We start from the raw sequence: 17695 nt of genomic DNA on the forward strand, positions 1-17695 counted from the left end.
CTTCACCCTTATGGGCATTCGTCAAAGGCCTTCCGCTGACTACGTAGTTCGTTCACCAGCGATTCGAACCCCGGAATCGTCTGACCATACTCAAACGTTACCCGGTGTTTTTGATCACCGACTTGTAACTCAATGTATTCGGCACCGCCGTCGGCACAATCGGGGCAACCCAACCGTTCGGGTTGCTTACTGAACGCGGCTAGATCAGCCAGCGCTTTCAGGGAATCCCAACTTTCCTGGCTGATCGTTTTCTGACAGGTTTTGGGCGACGTCTGTGTTTTACTGCGGCTGATCATGGTTAGATCCAAGCTGGTTCCGTTGAGAACATAGTCTTTTACGCAATACCCAACGCACATACCAAAAGAGGAACCTGTGCGTATGGTTAGCGCATCGGTCGATGTTCGTTCTCCCGAGGAGACGGTAGTTGGATTGCACCGCCCCAGAATCATCAAAAACAGTAGGGGAATACCCGTCAGTTTCATAGTTATAAAGGACTAAAAGTGATAATCGACACCAAAGCTCATACCCGCTGAGGTCGGATGGCCTTGTACCTGCGCATCGGATTTTGTGCTCGATTCGAGCGAAGGCTGATACACACCCGCCACCGACGCCGACCATTGGCGCGAAGGCCGGTACCGTAGCCGGGCACCCATCGTCGCGGCCAGGGATACAGGCCGATATACGCCGTCTTTGTTCGTTACAACCAGTGCATCGCCCACGGTGTTCTTAACGAAAATGTTGGTTAAAATCCCTCCAATTACGGCCATGCTCAATTTCTTGCGAGGCCGTAATTGATAGCCCACCTGAACAGGAACCTGTACATACTGGTAGTCATTGTTCACTGTTTGCAGATTCTGGTTTGATGAGGGTACGTACGAAGGAGATACATATGCTATGTTGTTATAGCTAGCCTGTGGAGCGCTGTTGGCCGACTTAACCGTCTGTGAACTATTGCGGAGCGCATCAATGTAAGCATTGCTACCCGTTCCAATACGGTTCGCCAGCAGATCCATTTGACCCGTCGTCAAGTATTGTCCCGATGTCTCGACGGTCGCATGTCCCGACAGATAGCCTATTCCTGATTCAACCGACCAACGGTCGTTTAGTTGTACGCCCGCCCCTGCCTGATAAGCCACGGAGTAGTTTGCCCGGCTATTAACCGACGAATGGGTGGGTACATTTGCCGATGCCACCGCCGTGTTTGAAAAGGATGATTGCACGGGTCGCACGGATACCATTGGATTAAACGATCCCGGCATCATACTCACCGACGCCCACAATTCCCGCGGTTGGCGCTTCGATTTATTAATTTCTGGCTCTGTCACAATCTCCACCGGTCGAATCCAGACTATCCGCTGAATAGAGCCCAGTCTGCGCATACGCATCGGCTTTCCGTTCAGTTTATTAAACGCGACAACGGCATTTTGATCTACGACGTCATTGGCTGTAAAAGAGCGGCCACCCGATGTATAGGAAGCCGCTGCCGCTGAGCGTGAGGAAAATCCGGATTCCGGGCTCTCCATGGTCCGTATCGCCGTTGAGGCAGCCGATAAAACGGCTGGAACATTTCTGGAATGAATATCACGCGATAAGTTTGGATAGGTTTGGGCAAGCAATGGCTGTGCATCGTGTGAGGCTTTGTTTGCCGACTGGATTTCTGAGCCATCAATCGGTTGTCCTGATTTCGCTACGAGTTTAGTTGTGGTGGACACAGCCGCGTCGGCCTGAGCAGGACGTGCGTTGTCAGCCGGTAAAGTAGCCGTTGACTCCGATGGCTGGCTACGTGAGTCAGCTATGTGATTGGCCTGATTAACGGGTTGCACCTGCGTTACAGATTGTGTCGTCGATTGAGAGTTAACGGCCCACCAGCCAACAAATAGCAAAGCCACCGCAGCCGCGATCCCCGATCCCCAAATTAATATCCGCGACGAGGCCGGTCCCGTTCCCCAGAGCGGTAAAACCTTCGGCCCGCTGGATTCATCCAGACGTTGCTCAATGGTGGCCCAGACGCGTGGTGGTGGCGCTTCAGACGCGTCCTCAAATGTCTTTCGCCAGAAGTCGTCGGGTAAGTTCTTGTCTAATTCATCCATTTTAGTATTGTCGTTCAAAGTGGTCGACCTTGGGCGGGGTGCCCATCGGCAAACCGTTTATCAGCTTGTATCTTTTGTTGTAAAAGGCCTCGGGCCCTTGAATACTGTGATTTGGACGTACCTTCTGCTATATCGAGCATCTCTGCAATTTCGGGATGATTATACCCTTCAATCGCGTACAGGTTAAAGACCGCCCGGCAGCCGGGTGGCAATTCCTGAATTAGTTGCAACAGATATTGATAATTCAGCGCGGGCAAACTTTCATCAGCTTGGGGTAATGTCGGTGCCAGTTCCTGCACATCGGCGGTATTTTCCCACGGCTTCTGTTTGCGTATGGCTTTTAGAGCTGTATTGATAACGATTCGTTTTAACCAGGCTTCCAGTGGGCACTCGAACCGAAAAGAATCGATGTGCCGGTAAATTTTCACAAATGCATCCTGCAAAATGTCTTCCGCTTCTTCCGGGTCACGTATATATCGTTTACAGACGACAAAGAGCTTCCCGGCAAACCGCTCATAGAGCTGTCGCTGCACAATTCGGTCCTGCCGTCGGCACCCTTCAACTAATTCGTATTCATCCTGCATAGCAACGTTGACTCATCAATGACCTCATTTGCCATCAAACCGTTGTAAGTCTTTTAAAAAAAATTCATAATTCTGCACAGCTTGCTCATTACTCGGTGATTCGTTAGTGTATGGTTAACACAGGTAAGGTTCTGATTACATGAAAAAGGGTGATCGTAGTTTTAAGGTAGTTAATGTTGGATATTTTTTAGATACGTATCTTTGAGAACCTAACCAATCGTCCCCATGACCCGTCGAGATGCCATACGGTACTCAGTTGGCGCTGGCTTAACAGCGTTATCGTATCCGGCTTTTTCTAGCACAAAAATAGGTAAAGCCGGATTTCAGATTGGTGCCTGCGACTGGTCCATTGGCCCGGCGGGCGATATAAAGGCATTTGGCATAGCGAAACAAATTGGGCTCGATGGCGTACAGGTAAGCCTGAACACGGCTTCGGATCACGATCACCTGCGAAAACCAGACATGCAGCGGGCGTACATTGATGCGGCTCGTCAGGCGGATGTTCAGATTGGTGGGTTAGCGATTGGCCTGCTCAACACAATTCCGTACAAATCAGACTCCCGTGCAGAAATTTGGGTGCAGGATAGCGTTGACGTCGCCAAAGCCCTTGGCGTAAAAAACGTGTTGCTGGCGTTCTTCTCCAACAATGACCTAAGAAACGATCCGCAGGGTACAAAAGTCGTTATCGACCGATTGAAAGCCGTTGCCCCAAAAGCCGAAAAGGCGGGTGTCGTGTTGGGCATTGAGTCGTGGTTGTCGGCGCCTGAACTTATGGCCATTCAGGATGCGGTGAACTCGCCTGCAGTCAAGATTTATTATGATGTCTGTAATGCGTCGGATATGGGATACGATATCTTTAAGGAAATGCGCACGTTGGGTAAGGAGCGAATCTGCGAAGTTCATCTGAAAGAAAACGGCTATCTGTTAGGGCAGGGCAAGGTTAACTTGCCCGAAGTGCGGAAAACACTGGATGAGATTGGCTATGCAGGCTGGCTCCATATAGAAGGAGCCGTTCCTAAAGGGAAGCCCATGCTGGAGAGTTATGTGGAGAATAATAAGATCGTACGGAGTTTGTTTAACTAGTGATTCGGTAAGGCAGTTTGGGGATTTTTGGATTTGATTAGGGGTAAGTATGTCTTCCTGATTGGTTCGCCGATAGGATAACAGGAATGACTGGAACAAGCCGTTTTTAAGTTATATATTGACAAATGAAGGTAACGTTTTCTTTACACGCTCTTCCAGTCGTTTTCACAACGCTTGGATTCTTATATCTGGCTGGTACAACGTTCGGGCCGGGCAATCACCTGGTTGTGCCTTCGTCTGGCTACGAACCGTCTCAGCAGAAAAGCATTGTGGTTGGCGCTGATTCCAATACACTCTACCTGCCCAACGATCTGGAAGCAACGCTTTGGGCCGAAGCTCCCATGTTTTACAATCCGACCAACATGGACATCGACGCCAAAGGGCGGGTGTGGATTACAGAAGCTGTCAATTATCGAAAATTCAATAATAAAGCAGATCGTCGTCTAGACCATCCCGAAGGGGAACGGATTGTTATCCTGGAAGATACCAACGGCGATGGAAAAGCGGATGACAGTAAGGTATTCGTAACCGATCCGGAACTAGTGTCGCCCTTGGGCATTGCTGTCATTGGCAACAAAGTGATTGTCTCCTGCGCCCCCAATCTCGTTGTTTATACGGACGAAAACGGCGACGATAAGCCCGATAAGAAAGAAATTATGTTGACCGGTTTTGGCGGCCTGGACCACGACCACGCGCTTCATGCGGTGGTAGCCGGTCCCGACGGCAAATATTACTTCAACACCGGAAACGCCGGTCCACACGTTGTGACCGATAAGGATGGTTGGACACTCCGGTCGGGGAGTTTGTATGTTGGTGGAACGCCCTATAACAAACTTAACCACGGCAATCAGGTGAGCGATGACGGGCGTGTCTGGACGGGTGGCATGGCACTGCGCATCGACCCTGATGGCTCTAACCTGAAAGTGATGGCGCATAACTTCCGCAACAACTACGAAACCGCGCTGGACTCCTATGGCAACATGTGGCAGAATGACAACGACGATCAGGTTGTGGCCTGCCGCACCAGCTTTTTGATGGAAGGTGCCAATGCCGGGTATTTCAGCAGCGATGGAACCCGTTACTGGCAGGGCGATCAACGGCCGGGCCAGCCAATACCGGTTGCTCACTGGCATCAGGAAGATCCTGGTGTGATGCCTGCTGGTGATATTTCGGGAGCAGGATCGCCTACAGGCATGGTTATGTACGAAGGCGATGAGCTTGGCCCGCAGTACCGGGGCATGCTGTTGAGTGCCGAAGCCGGCCGAAATGTGATTTTCAGCTACAAGCCAGAGCCCGTAGGTGCTGGATTTCGACTTCCCCGGACTGATTTTATCAGTACTTTTCCGGAAGTAGATACCAACTACAAGTGGGATGCTGCCACGAATGATCCTCGCAAATGGTTCCGCCCCAGCGACGTAGCCGTTGGTACGGATGGAGCCATCTACATTGCGGACTGGTATGACCCCGTTGTTGGTGGCCATCAGATGCAGGATAGTAAAGGCTATGGCCGTATTTATCGCATTACGCCTAAAGGTAAAAACCTGAAAACGCCTAAAATAGACCTGCGTACCACACAGGGACAAATTGCGGCTCTTCTGAACCCAGCTGTAAACGTTCGAATGCTTGGCTTCGAGGCTCTTGCCGAACAGGGAGAAAAAGTGGTAGAGCCAGTTATGGCGTTACTGTCCTCGCCTAATCCGTATCACCGCTCACGGGCTATTTTCCTGCTGGCTCAATTGGGTGCCGAGGGCCAATTTGAAGTCGAACGCTTGTTGAAGGCCGTTGATGCACCGGTTAGGATTACGGCGTTGCGGGCCTTACGGAGCATTACGCCCGAAAATTCTAAATCCATTCCGGCCCTGACAGCTTCCCAACGGGCTCTGTTGCCACTGATGGGCAACCTGTCTGTTGACCGGAGTGCGGCTGTCCGGCGCGAAGTGGCCATTGCCCTACGGGATGTTCCGTTCGATGAGTGCAAATACATGCTTATCAACCTGGTGAAGGGATATGATGGACAGGATCGATGGTATCTCAATGCGCTTGGTGAGGCCGCTGATGGGAAAGAAGAGGCCTTGTTTTTTGAACTTCGTCAGACTATGCCGGAAGATCCTACGAAATGGGATCAAAAAACCGCCGACATTGTCTGGGAGCTGCATCCGCCATCGGCTGTACCCATGTTGAAAAAGCGCGCCGATAGTCCGTCGCTCACGCCCGAAGCCCGCAAGCAGGCTATTGTCACGCTTGGCTTTATCAAAAGTAAAGCTGCTGCGTTGGCCATGGTCGATTTGTCACAATCGGCCGATAAAGACGTTGCTGATCAGGCCACCTACTGGATGGGTTTTCGGCGGGGTAATGATTGGGCCAAGCTCCTGAACTGGGAAGAGATCATGCCCACACAAGTGTCTGCGAGTGAGCAGAAAATGCTGGCTAACCGACAGATTCTATTAGACGAATATAAAACCGATGCTGAAAAGCGAAAGATTGCGTTGGAAATGGCCCGCGATCCCGAGGGTGGCCAGATTCTGGTTGGCTTAGCGGCCGATAAAAAGCTGTCGAACAAATTGATAAAAGCCGTAACGCCAACGATTCTGAAAAACCCGGATCAGAACGTCCGGACGATGGCAAAAGAATATTTTGCCATAAAACAAGAGGCTCCGGCTGTCGTAGAAACGACCTCTGTTAGTGCAAAACCGGTTCAACCAACCGCTGTTGAATCAACTCCTGCCAAACCGGCTGATGTCACGACCAGCGTAGCAACTAGTTCAGACCCGCTCATTGCGCAAATTGCCATGCTGCCGGGTGATGAAAAATCGGGTAGAGCGGTGTTTAGAACCAATTGTGCGACGTGCCACCGACATGGGCAGCAGGGCAACGATGTTGGCCCGGAGCTAACAACTATTCATCAGAAGTTCGATAAAAATAGTTTGCTGGATGCCATTGTCCATCCGAGTGCGGGCATTGCTTTTGGGTATGAGCCCTGGCTGATTACGACCAAAAAAGGCCAGACATTTTACGGGTTTCTGGTCAGTGATGGCGAGCAATCCGTTGTGGTGAAAGGAATAAAAGGCCAGAAGCACGCCATTCCAACCGCCGACATTTTTTCGCGTCGCCAGTACAAGAGCAGCCTCATGCCCGACCCTGTTGCAATGGGCCTCAGTAACCAGCAACTGGCCGATTTAACAGCTTTTCTATTGAAGCAGTAGTTTATAATCGGATGGCGCAAGGCTGGGCCACGCTGGCTCCAGTCTTGTGCCATCCGATCTGCGCCAGGTGTCATGTAAGCTCATTAACTACTCTTTCACTGTATACCCCTGTTTTTGCAACTCAGTGGCTGTAAGGTTAAGTATGTTCACATCGAGCTTAATAGGTGACAGGGGCGTGTTGGTGGTGTCGGTTTGAACGGCAACGATGGCGTCGATTACGTCCATCCCTTTAAAAACCTGCCCGAATACGGTATACTTATCATCCAGACGGGCAAGGCCTTTCTTATTCTGAACAATGTAAAATTGACAGCCTGCAGAGAGCATTTGCGGGTTGTTGTCACGTCCAGCGCCAACGGCTCCATACACGTGTCTGATTGTTGGAACAAATTCCGGTTTCAACAGATAAGGTGAATCCGCAAAACCGGCTGGTGTATCAGGGCAGCCGCCCTGCGCGACAAAATTATTGATAACCCGATTAAATGTCAGCGTATCCCAATAGCCACTGTTGGCAAGCTTCATAAAGCTCGCTTTGTGGTTAGGCGTCTCGTCGTAAAGCCAGAAAAGTACCTCACCTTTATTCGTTTTGATCTGCCCGACCGGATAGGTTTTAGGCGGTTTAGGAGGAGCACAAAAAGAACTAAGATAGACCAGGAGGAGCAGGATAGTTGGCATGGTGGCAGCAGTTAACTGATCGGATAAGCTTAAATATAGGAAAGGAACCGTAACACAAGGCAAAATGTCTTGAGCATTGGTTAAACCCTTCCCCTTAAATCAGAGTCATAGAGCCACTGTTGTGGAAAAACGGCTATACATTTATCTATCCCAACAGCTCACCTGCGCTATACACTATGAACGCTTATTTGTCTCTTTTTTTTATGTTGATAGCTATGGCCGCGTCAGCACAGAATCGTCCACAGCCAACCTACTCCTCCGATTGGAGACGAGCCGACTCGCTGGCATCCAAAGGGTTACCCAAGTCATCGCTGGCAATTGCCAACCGAATTTATAAGGAAGCGAAAGCGACGCACAATTACCCGCAGGTAGCCAAAGCGGCTATGGCCCGGATGATTTTTCGGAGTTATTCAGATGAGGACGCCTACGTCGAACTTGTCAGATCCCTCCAGCTTGATATCGTTGAGACGCCCGAACCCGCCAAATCCGTTCTTCAATCGGTGCTGGCGGATATCTACTGGCGCTATTTTCAGCAAAATCGCTACAAGCTTTATAACAGGACTACAGTAGGCCAGAGCACAAAAAGTCCCAACGGAGGTGGTAAAGCCAAGCCTGTCTCCACAGCTACTAATCCGGAGAAACCCGCAGACACAACCGCTGATTTCAGGACCTGGGACGCTCCCCATCTCGTAGAAGCAATCACAACAGCTTACCTGGAGTCGCTGAAAGCCAAAGACTTGTTGCAAAAAATGCCCATTGCCGCTTATGATGTCCTTCTCGAAAAAGGTGATGCCGATGCCCGGCCCCTTCGTCCGACCCTGTATGATCTGCTGGCACATAGAGCCATTGATTTCTTTCAGAATACAGAGCCAGACCTGCTGAAACCGGTTTTTAAATTCGATCTGGATCAGGCCAGTTATCTGGCTGCCCCTGAGGTGTTTATCCGGTTACCCATTGACAGCCGGGATTCGCTATCGGGCCGTTTTCAGGCGCTGAAACTCTATCAGCAGTTGCTAACCTTCCATTTATTAGATAAAACACCCGATGCGCTGGCCGATGTCGACGTACTTCGCTTACAATTTGTGCATCGGCATAGTGTCGTTCCGAATAAAGATTCCATTTATCGGCAGGTTCTTAACAAGCAGATTGCTCAATTTAAAAATCAACCTGCTGAAGCCGTCTATGGCTTCCAACTGGCTACGTTTTTGGCAAATTATGGCGCTGCTGTTCGCCCGCTTGACGATGATGGGGCACTTGATCCCGACCGACCGAATCCATCTCGCTGGAATAACAAGCAGGCCGCCGACATCTGTCAGGATTTGGTTCGCCGTTTCCCCGCGACACTGGCTGCGAGACAGGCCGCTCAACTGTTAGACCAATTAATCAAACCGTCTTATTCGTTGGGAGTAGAGCATGTGAATGCGCCCAATCAACCGTTTCGGGTATTGCTGAACTACCAGAATATTGGCAAGGTGCTTTACCGGGTTATAAAGATTAGTGTTCCAGAATTACAGACATACCGGAGCCGGGCAAACGACGAAAAACAACAGCAGAAGTTTTTTGCTGCGCTTTTGAAACGCTCCTTCATACTTGAGAAATCTGTTACGCTGCCCAACGATGGCGACTTGAACAGGCATGCCGTAGAAATGCCACTAGCCGGATTACCTACGGGCCACTATCTGTTGCTGGCGACTAATGAACAAAGATTTCAGCCGGAATCAGAGCTAGCGCAGCATACAACCTTTACGGTGTCTGGCCTTGGGTACATCGCCTTACCGGGCAGCGGCACTGAATCGGATCCTTTGCTTTACGTGACGAATCGGCTTACGGGTGAGCCTGTGAAGAAGGCATCGGTAACGGTGGTAAATGCCCAATCGCTCATTGCACTCAACAACCCCAGCACTAGCCAAACCGACGCAAATGGCCGCCTGAAAATTCCGGCTAGTGCCATGCCCACCCAGGCTAGTATTCAATACCTGATCACGTCTGGCACGGATACGCTGCTTTCGGACGATCATTATTATTATCGGTACAACAACCGTCAGGAAGTTGAACAACCTCAGACCTACGCCAAACTATTCACAGATCGGGCAATTTACCGGCCTGGTCAACTGATTTACGTAAAAGGCTTATTCTACAATGGTAAAGCGAATCAATACGCTGTTGTGGCTGGCCAAGAGGTTGACATTGAACTGCTTGATAACAATGGCGAACGTATCGCCAGGCAAACGCTCAAGACCAATGAATTCGGTACCTTCTCGGCTACGTTTGCGGCTCCTACAGATCGGCTTACGGGTCTGATGACGATTCAAACCAGTCATGGCGGTACCAGCATTCGTGTAGAAGAGTATAAGCGGCCCACATTTGAAGTAAAGACGGACCCAATAAAGCAGTCGGTCAAACTGAGTAACACCGTAACGGTTACGGCGCTGGCCAAAACATTTTCGGGTGCAGTTGTCGATGGGGCCGCCGTTCGCTACAGAGTCGTACGGAGAGTTCGGCAACGGTGGGACGGGTGGTATTCCTGGAGTCGGGTTTCCCGAAATACAAGCCAGAGCGAGATCACGAATGGAGTTACACAGACGGATGCGCAGGGGGCTCTCAAATTCGCCTTTGTCGCAACACCCGATCTCGAAAAATCGCGGCAGGACAACCCCGTTTTTGAGTTCGACATTACCATCGACGTAACGGATAAGGCGGGCGAAACGCGTAGCGCTACCCAAACGCTTGCTGTAGGTTATTCGGCCCTGCAGGTCAGTCTGGCTATTCCGGAGCAGATCGAAAAGAATGAGCCGGGTTCTTTCCCGGTAAAAATCACCAATCAATCGGGCGAAAAAGTCTCGGCCAAAGGGCAGTTGATGGTTTACCGGCTGCAACCACCCAACCGACCGCTGCGAAATCGGTTGTGGAGCCGCCCCGACAGGCAATTGCTGAGCCGGGTAGAATTCGAAAAACTGTTCCCGAACGATCTGTATGCCAATGAGATGGACCCCAGGACCTGGCCAAAAGGCGAACTCGTTCAGCAGCAGTCGATCAACGCGCCTGCCGATTCGCTGATCAAGCCGGATATGAGCCGATACGCTCCGGGCGAGTATATAGCCGAGCTAACGGTTGTCGATTCTTCAGGAGAGACCATAAAAGAGCGCGCTTTTTTTGCCGTTGTGGACGACAACCAGCCGGCAGCGTCGGCCCGAGCGGATAACTGGGTACAAGTACGCAAAGCCACCGCCGAACCAGGCGAAGAGGCCATCTTTTGGGTGGGTACCAGTCAACCGGGCTGGGTGCTGATGACCGTTGAGGAAAATCAGAAAGTTGTTCGGCAGGAATGGGTAAAGACTGAGGGACGGCCCCGGCGCGTGGCGTTGCCTGTTACGGAAAAACAACGGGGTGGCTTTGCGGTGCATTTTGCCATGATTCAGAACGGACGTCTGTATCAGAAGTCGCAGGCCATTACGGTGCCCTTCACCAATAAGCAGCTCACCATCGAAACGAAAACGTTCCGAAACAAGCTCAAACCCGGCGAACGCGAAGAATGGACATTAGCCATTCGTGGACTGGATAAAAAGCCCGCTGAATTAGTCGCTACGCTTTATGATGCCTCGCTGGATGCATTTGACCGGCTCGACTGGCCTACCTCGTTTTATCAGCCTTATCAAACCAATTTTTACGGCTGGCAAACCAGCAGTTTTAATGCACAGGGAAGTAATGCACTTTTCTACCGCTACCGGCCTGAGCCGCCCGTACCTGGCCGCCGATACGACCAGTTGAAATGGTCCCAGGAAGCCCTCTCGATACCTATACGGGGTTACGCATCGGGTGGGGCCGTTGCTAAAGCGAGTGCTGCCCGGGCTATGGCCGCGCCTATGCAGAAAGGTGTTGCGAACGAATTAAACCGATTTATAACTGTTGCGGATGGTGCAGTACCCGAATCGCAGGGGTCTCCTGCGTCTCCTCCTATTACAATCAACCCGCGCCGTAATTTTAATGAAACGGCTTTCTTCATTCCACAGGCGCAGACGGATAACGAGGGACGAGTTGTCTTGAAATTTACGATGCCGGAAGCGCTTACCCGTTGGCGGCTGCTGGCTTTCGCGCATACAAAAGATCTGAAAACGGGTACGCTGGAACGGGAGATCATCACGCAGAAGGAACTGATGATAACCGCCAACGCCCCCCGTTTCCTGCGTGAAGGTGACACCATCCGGCTAACAGCCCGGATAAACAATTTAGGTGGGAAAACCCTTCCTGTGCTGGCTAGCCTTTCCTTGCTGAATGCCCTAACAAGTGAGCCAATTAATCAAAAACTGACAAAAGCTACCTTACAATCGACGGTCAGCATAGCGCCCGGAGCAGGACAGGTCGTTGGCTGGACATTGGTTGTTCCGGCGGGTCTCGAAGCCGTTACCTGCCGCCTGACGGCGCAGTCGGACCTGTTTACCGATGGCGAAGAATTTACCATTCCCGTATTGCCTAATCGAATGCTGGTTACTGATACCAAACCGTTTTGGGTAAACGGGTCGGGACCGCGTGCAACGGAAACAAAAGACTTTGTCTTGAAGGAGTTAGCTAACCTCTCGCCCGAATTGCCGGTGCAACACGAGCGGCTCACGGTGGAGGTGACGAGTAACCCCAGTTGGTACGCGCTTCAATCACTGCCGTATCTGATGGAATACCGTTACGAATGCGCCGAGCAGTTGTTCAGCCGATTGTATGCCAATAGCCTTGCCACGCACATCGTCAATAGCAAACCTGCTTTTAAGCAGGTGATTGCTGAGTGGCAAAAAACGCTACTGACTAGCCCCCTCCAGGCAAATGAAAGCTTAAAAGCCGTTACACTGGAGAACTCACCCTGGTTGGCCGAGGCTCGATCTGAGGCAGATAGGCAGGCGAAACTAGGCCAGTTATTAGACGCTAATCGGATGGGAACTGAGCAAATACAGGCATTTGAAAAATTGAAGCAGTTGCAAACCGGGGGTGGTTTCACTTGGTTTGGCGGTATGCAGCCAAATCTGACAATGACCTTACACATCCTGAGCGGCTTTGGCCACTTGCAGAAATTAGGTGTTACGTTTCCGGCTGAAATGCAGGACGATTTGAGCGAAATGAAAACCCAGGCTATCCAGTTTGCCGATGCGGAGATCAAACGGTGGATTAATGAACAGAAAAAGATTGATGAGAAGACAAAAGGTAAACGGGCTTCTTCGTGGTATTTCTCGGCTACACAATACCTGTATGCCCGTAGCTTTTACCTGAACATACCCATCGATAAAGCTGTACTGGCTTACCTGAAACAACAAGTGGCCGATGATTGGCTAAAGCAAAGTCTGCAAGGGCAGGCGTTAAGTGCCCTGGCCCTTAATCGGCTTGGCGATATTAAAACGGCGGATGGTATTCTGCGTTCGCTGCGCGAGCGGGCCCGTGAATCGGAGGAATTGGGTATGTACTGGCCCGAAAACCAGAGCGGCCTATATTGGTACCAAACACCTATTGAAACCCAGGCTTATCTGATCGAAGCCTTTGACGAAATAAAGCAGGATCGGGCTTCGGCCGATGCAATGAAACGCTGGCTGCTGCGGCAGAAACAGACCCAGTCTTGGTCATCGACCAAGGCCACCACGGAAGCCGTTTATGCACTCTTGCTGCGAGGAAGCGACTGGCTGAATACGGGCGTAAATACACGCGTAAGCCTGGGCGGGCAGTCCATTGACAGTCGGGTAACAAAGTCGGATGCCATAACGGGTTATCAGAAAGTGACGTATGCCGCCAGTGAAATCAAACCGGAAATGGGGACGATTCAGATCACGAAAACCGGCGATGGCCCGGCCTGGGGTGCGTTGTACTGGCAACATTTCGAACCACTCGACCGGGTTATGCCGGGTAGCGCCGGTTTATCTGTCCAGAAAACGCTCTATGTGCAGCACGATTCACCGGGCGGACCGGTCATTACGCCCGTGTCGTCACAAACGGCCATCAAACCCGGCGATATGATCAAAGTGCGGCTCGTACTCAAAACGGACCGGCTCATGGAGTATGTTCACCTGAAAGATGGGCGGGCGTCGGGATTTGAGCCGGCAGCAGCTTTATCGGGCTACAAATACCAGAATGGCCTGGGTTATTATCAGTCGCCCCGCGATGCCAGCACGGATTTTTTTCTGAATTACCTGCCCATTGGAACACACGTGTTCGAATATGATTTGCGAGTTGCTCAAACGGGTGATTTCTCAACGGGTGTGGCTACCGTTCAGTGTTTTTATGCCCCAGAATTCTCCGCACATTCTGCCGGAGAACGAGTGAAAGTGAAGTAATCCGGATAGCCCTTTATGATACAGTCGCGATGGCCTCCAGTTCAATACCAAAGCCATAGTGTAGTGTTGAACAAGGGACAACAGAACGAGCAGGCCGGTGGTCACCAAAGAACTGGGCATAAATTTGATTGACCGTACCCCAGGCAGAAATGTCGGAGATGAAAACGGTTACTTTCAGAACCTTGTCTCGTTGGCTACCGGCCGCTTCGAGGATGGCGTCGAGGTTGGCCAGAATCTGTTCCGTTTGCTCGGCAATGGTAGCGGTGCTTAGTTTTTCGCCAGCAGGTGTGATGGGCAAAATGCCCGACAAATAAACCAGGCCATTATGAACAACGGCCTGCGAATAATGACCACCCGGTGCGGGCGCGTTTGGTGTATTGATGAATGTCATGGCTGTTGACGTTGAGTAAGCGTAAAACAACAAACGCCATATCCTGAGATACAGCGTTTGTTGTCTTTAAATGATCACGTTTATATTAGACAATGGCATCAATCAGGGCCGTCACAATGGAAACAACGATACTAAACAGCAACGCGGCAATGAAGCCGGTGACATGGAAGTTTGGAATCAGGTAAGCCGTCAGGTAAACCATTAACACGTTCAGAACCAATAGAAACAGGCCAAGTGTGATGATGGTAATTGGAATGGTCAGAACCGTAAGAATTGGCTTGATAAAGGCATTTAGAAAGCCCAAGACAATGGCCACAATAATGTAGGTACCGGCTCCGCCCGAGACAGATACGCCCGGAATGAAATACGCGGCTACCCAAACGGCTACTGCACTGATAAGAATACGGATAATAAGTCCCATAAATGATAGGTTTAAATGGTCAATGATGAATGCTTCCTGTGGCAGAACAGCCCGCGTTTAACAGGGAACACGGAATCTTGAACATGAAACCCGATTCTATTGTTTGACGTGGCGTGTCTGCAACACGGCGACAATATCGTCTAAATTCATATTTTTCTGCTCCAGCAAGACCAGAAAATGGAACAATAAGTCAGCCGCTTCTCCTTTGAACAGGTCGTCGTTATCATCTTTGGCTTCAATAACCAGCTCAACGGCTTCTTCGCCAACTTTCTGCGCTATCTTGTTGACGCCCCGCCCAAACAGGCTTGTCGTATACGACTTGTCGGATGGGTTTACTTTCCGATCGTGGATAATGCTTTGCAGGTAATTCAGGAACTGCCCCCGGCCCGTATTGGCTTCATCGAAGCAAGTATCGGCACCCGTATGGCAGGTTGGACCGGCAGGAGCTGATTTGATGAGTAGCGTGTCGCCATCGCAGTCGATCAGGATTTCCCGAACGTGCAGGAAATTATTGGAGGTTTCGCCCTTGGTCCAGAGCCGTTGTTTGCTTCGGCTAAAAAACGTGACCACGTTTTCGGCAACGGTCTTGTCGTAAGCCTCGCGGTTCATGTAGCCCAGCATCAGGACTTTACCGGTTTCGGCATCCTGAATAACGGCCGGAATGAGACCGTCGGGGGACTTATCAAAATTAATCTCGGAATTCATGCCGCAAAGGTAGTCGTTAGGACCGAATGGTTTCTACAAACGCCCGGATGCGCTCCGCCGATGTTCCGTTTTCGGACAAATGTCGGATAAACGCGCTGCCAACGATGGCTCCGTTGGCATACTGGCTGGCTGTATCGAACGTTTCGTGATTGTTGATACCAAAGCCAATCAGGCGCGGGTTACGAAGATGCATGCCCTGAATCCGTTCGAAGTATGCCTTCATGGTATCACTTACGCCTTTAACAGACCCTGTTATGCTGGCCGAAGAAACCATATAAATGAACCCATCCGATTCCGCGTCAGTGAATCGAATGCGAGCTTCTGCGGTTTGGGGCGTAATCAGATTCACATTGAGAATACCATACCGACGGAAGGTAGACGCGTATTCATCCAGAAATAAATCCAAGGGCAGGTCCGGCAGAATAACACCATCAACGCCTACTTCCCGGCATTTCTGACAAAAGTTTTCGACTCCGAATTGAAGAACAGGGTTGATGTATCCCATCAGCAGAATGGGCACCGTGATTGGATTCTCGGCATCGGTCCGGCAGCCAGCCAACTGAGCAAATAGCGTTTTGAGCGACATGCCATTGTTGAGCGCGTGATCGTTGCTCTGTTGAATTGTTTCACCATCTGCGACAGGATCGGAGTAGGGCATACCAATTTCAACCAGATCTACGCCGGCTTCCTGCAAGCCACGCAGAATGGTTATTGTATCGTTTAGGTTTGGGTATCCGGCGGTAAAATATACGTTCAATAACCGCTCGCTTTTCTGCGCGAAGAGGCTTGTGATCCGGTTAGCCGTAGCGTCGACCGTCTCGGTCGTTTGTGGCTGAGTGAGGGATTGTGTCATTGGCAGTGCGGATAGAAACCCGCTTTGAAAGGCAAACGGCAGGTCTTCACCCGCACTACAAAAACTTTGAATATGTACTTAAATCTTTATCTCCACGGCCCGATAAGCATACCACAACTACATCGCTGGGGTTGAGATTCATTTTCTCCAGGGCTGCCAGTGCGTGCGCTGTTTCCAGGGCTGGAATGATGCCTTCGAGTTTGCTAAGCTGGAAACCGGCCTGTAAGGCTTCATCATCCGTAATGGCATAGAAGTCGCCCCGGCCTGATTCGAACAGGTGAGCGTGCAGCGGGCCAATACCCGGATAGTCCAACCCCGCCGAAATAGAATATGGCTCCGTTACCTGACCATCGTCGGTTTGCATCAGAATCGTGCGACTTCCGTGCAGGACGCCTGGCTTGCCAAGAGCCGTTGTGGCAGCAGAATGCCCCGAACTAACGCCCTGCCCAGCTGCTTCGGCCGCTACGAGCCGAACGGATGGTTCATTCAGGTAATGATAGAAGGCACCGGCGGCATTGCTTCCTCCGCCCACACAGGCCACCATATAATCAGGGTTCTCGCTGCCCGTTTTGGCGAACAACTGCTTCTTGACTTCCTGCGAAATGACCGACTGGAACCGAGCCACCATATCCGGATAAGGATGCGGACCCACTACCGAGCCAATGATATAGTGTGTATCAACCGGATTATTGATCCAGTGACGCATGGCTTCGTTGGTGGCATCTTTGAGCGTCTGGCTACCCGACGTAGCCGGAACAACGGTAGCACCCAGCATCCGCATCCGGTCGACGTTGGGTTTCTGGCGTTCCATGTCAATGCTGCCCATGTAGACGATGCATTCCAGCCCCATCAGGGCGCAGACCGTTGCGGTGGCCACGCCATGCTGACCAGCACCTGTTTCGGCCACAATGCGTTTCTTGCCCAATCGCTGCGCCACCAGTATCTGGCCAATGGTGTTGTTTATTTTGTGCGCTCCGGTATGACAAAGGTCTTCGCGCTTCAGATAGATCGTAGCACCGATATGTGCTGACAGGCGTTTGGCCAGAAACAGCGGTGTTGGTCGACCGACATAGTCTTCGAGCAGCTGCCAGAACTCAGCCTGAAAGGCAGGATCAGCAATGATGTTCAGGTAATTTTGCCGTAATTCTTCGACGTTTGGGTAGAGCATTTCGGGAATGAACGCTCCGCCAAAATGGCCATAAAAGCCTTTATCTGATACCTCGAATGAGGTTTGTGGGTCAAGAGTGGTTTGCATAGTACTCAATGCTTTACTAAGCGTAAGCCGATGGTCGGCAGGTGATCGAAATTGTTGTCGGTTGTATGTAACTCCATATCTAGATATAAAGCGGTAGCTGCAATCCAAATATCATTTTTGCCCATGTTTCGGG

At 50.9% G+C, this 17695-nt stretch carries 12 protein-coding genes; 3 read left to right on the forward strand and 9 right to left on the reverse strand.

Features of this window, described 5'->3' with window-relative positions; translation table 11 throughout:
* Positions 1–8 precede the first annotated feature (8 nt).
* The 3 genes from SD10_RS27185 to SD10_RS27195 are packed head-to-tail and all read right to left on the reverse strand — an operon-like array spanning position 9 to position 2674.
* The gene (locus tag SD10_RS27185) at positions 9–482 is read right to left on the reverse strand and encodes a hypothetical protein (RefSeq protein WP_046578434.1); all 474 of its coding nucleotides are present in this window, start codon (positions 480–482) and stop codon (positions 9–11) included.
* Positions 483–494: 12 nt separating this feature from the next.
* A complete protein-coding gene (locus SD10_RS27190) occupies positions 495–2108 on the reverse strand; it encodes an anti-sigma factor (protein ID WP_148562520.1) in 1614 nt (537 codons plus the stop codon).
* A complete protein-coding gene (locus SD10_RS27195) occupies positions 2105–2674 on the reverse strand; it encodes an RNA polymerase sigma factor (protein ID WP_046578438.1) in 570 nt (189 codons plus the stop codon). The genes SD10_RS27190 and SD10_RS27195 overlap by 4 nt, the downstream gene beginning before the upstream one ends.
* 225 nt (positions 2675–2899) lie before the next feature.
* Here SD10_RS27195 and SD10_RS27200 point away from each other — a divergent pair, with 225 nt between their 5' ends.
* Both SD10_RS27200 and SD10_RS27205 read left to right on the forward strand, forming a co-directional pair.
* Entirely contained in the window at positions 2900–3757 is an 858-nt protein-coding gene (locus tag SD10_RS27200; RefSeq protein WP_046578440.1) for a sugar phosphate isomerase/epimerase family protein, read from the forward strand.
* A gap of 125 nt (positions 3758–3882) precedes the next feature.
* Positions 3883–6960 carry a PVC-type heme-binding CxxCH protein gene (locus SD10_RS27205; protein ID WP_046578442.1) on the forward strand — a complete coding sequence of 1026 codons (3078 nt, stop codon included), beginning with the start codon at positions 3883–3885 and terminating at the stop codon, positions 6958–6960.
* 87 nt (positions 6961–7047) lie between these two features.
* Here the strand turns inward: SD10_RS27205 and SD10_RS27210 are convergent, their stop codons facing one another.
* The gene (locus SD10_RS27210; protein ID WP_046578444.1) at positions 7048–7632 is read right to left on the reverse strand and encodes a peptidylprolyl isomerase; all 585 of its coding nucleotides are present in this window, start codon (positions 7630–7632) and stop codon (positions 7048–7050) included.
* Between the two features lie 176 nt (positions 7633–7808).
* Between SD10_RS27210 and SD10_RS27215 the strand changes: the two genes are divergently transcribed.
* Complete coding sequence (locus SD10_RS27215; protein ID WP_046578446.1) at positions 7809–13937, forward strand: alpha-2-macroglobulin family protein; 6129 nt, start codon at positions 7809–7811, stop codon at positions 13935–13937.
* Between the two features lie 13 nt (positions 13938–13950).
* Here the strand turns inward: SD10_RS27215 and SD10_RS27220 are convergent, their stop codons facing one another.
* The 5 genes from SD10_RS27220 to trpB form a co-directional block, all read right to left on the reverse strand.
* Positions 13951–14328: a RidA family protein gene (locus tag SD10_RS27220; protein WP_046578448.1), complete on the reverse strand. Its 378-nt coding sequence runs from the start codon at positions 14326–14328 to the stop codon at positions 13951–13953.
* 85 nt (positions 14329–14413) lie between these two features.
* The gene (locus SD10_RS27225) at positions 14414–14749 is read right to left on the reverse strand and encodes a phage holin family protein (RefSeq protein ID WP_046578449.1); all 336 of its coding nucleotides are present in this window, start codon (positions 14747–14749) and stop codon (positions 14414–14416) included.
* Between the two features lie 96 nt (positions 14750–14845).
* Positions 14846–15454: a bifunctional phosphoribosyl-AMP cyclohydrolase/phosphoribosyl-ATP diphosphatase HisIE gene (hisIE, locus tag SD10_RS27230; protein ID WP_046578451.1), complete on the reverse strand. Its 609-nt coding sequence runs from the start codon at positions 15452–15454 to the stop codon at positions 14846–14848.
* A gap of 16 nt (positions 15455–15470) precedes the next feature.
* Entirely contained in the window at positions 15471–16307 is an 837-nt protein-coding gene (trpA, locus tag SD10_RS27235; protein ID WP_046578452.1) for a tryptophan synthase subunit alpha, read from the reverse strand.
* Positions 16308–16362: 55 nt separating this feature from the next.
* Positions 16363–17562, reverse strand: a complete 1200-nt coding sequence (trpB, locus tag SD10_RS27240; RefSeq protein WP_046578454.1) for a tryptophan synthase subunit beta — start codon at positions 17560–17562, stop codon at positions 16363–16365.
* Between the last annotated feature and the right edge of the window lie 133 nt (positions 17563–17695).

Source organism: Spirosoma radiotolerans (genome assembly GCF_000974425.1).
In the GTDB taxonomy this organism is placed as follows: Bacteria; Bacteroidota; Bacteroidia; order Cytophagales; family Spirosomataceae; genus Spirosoma; species Spirosoma radiotolerans.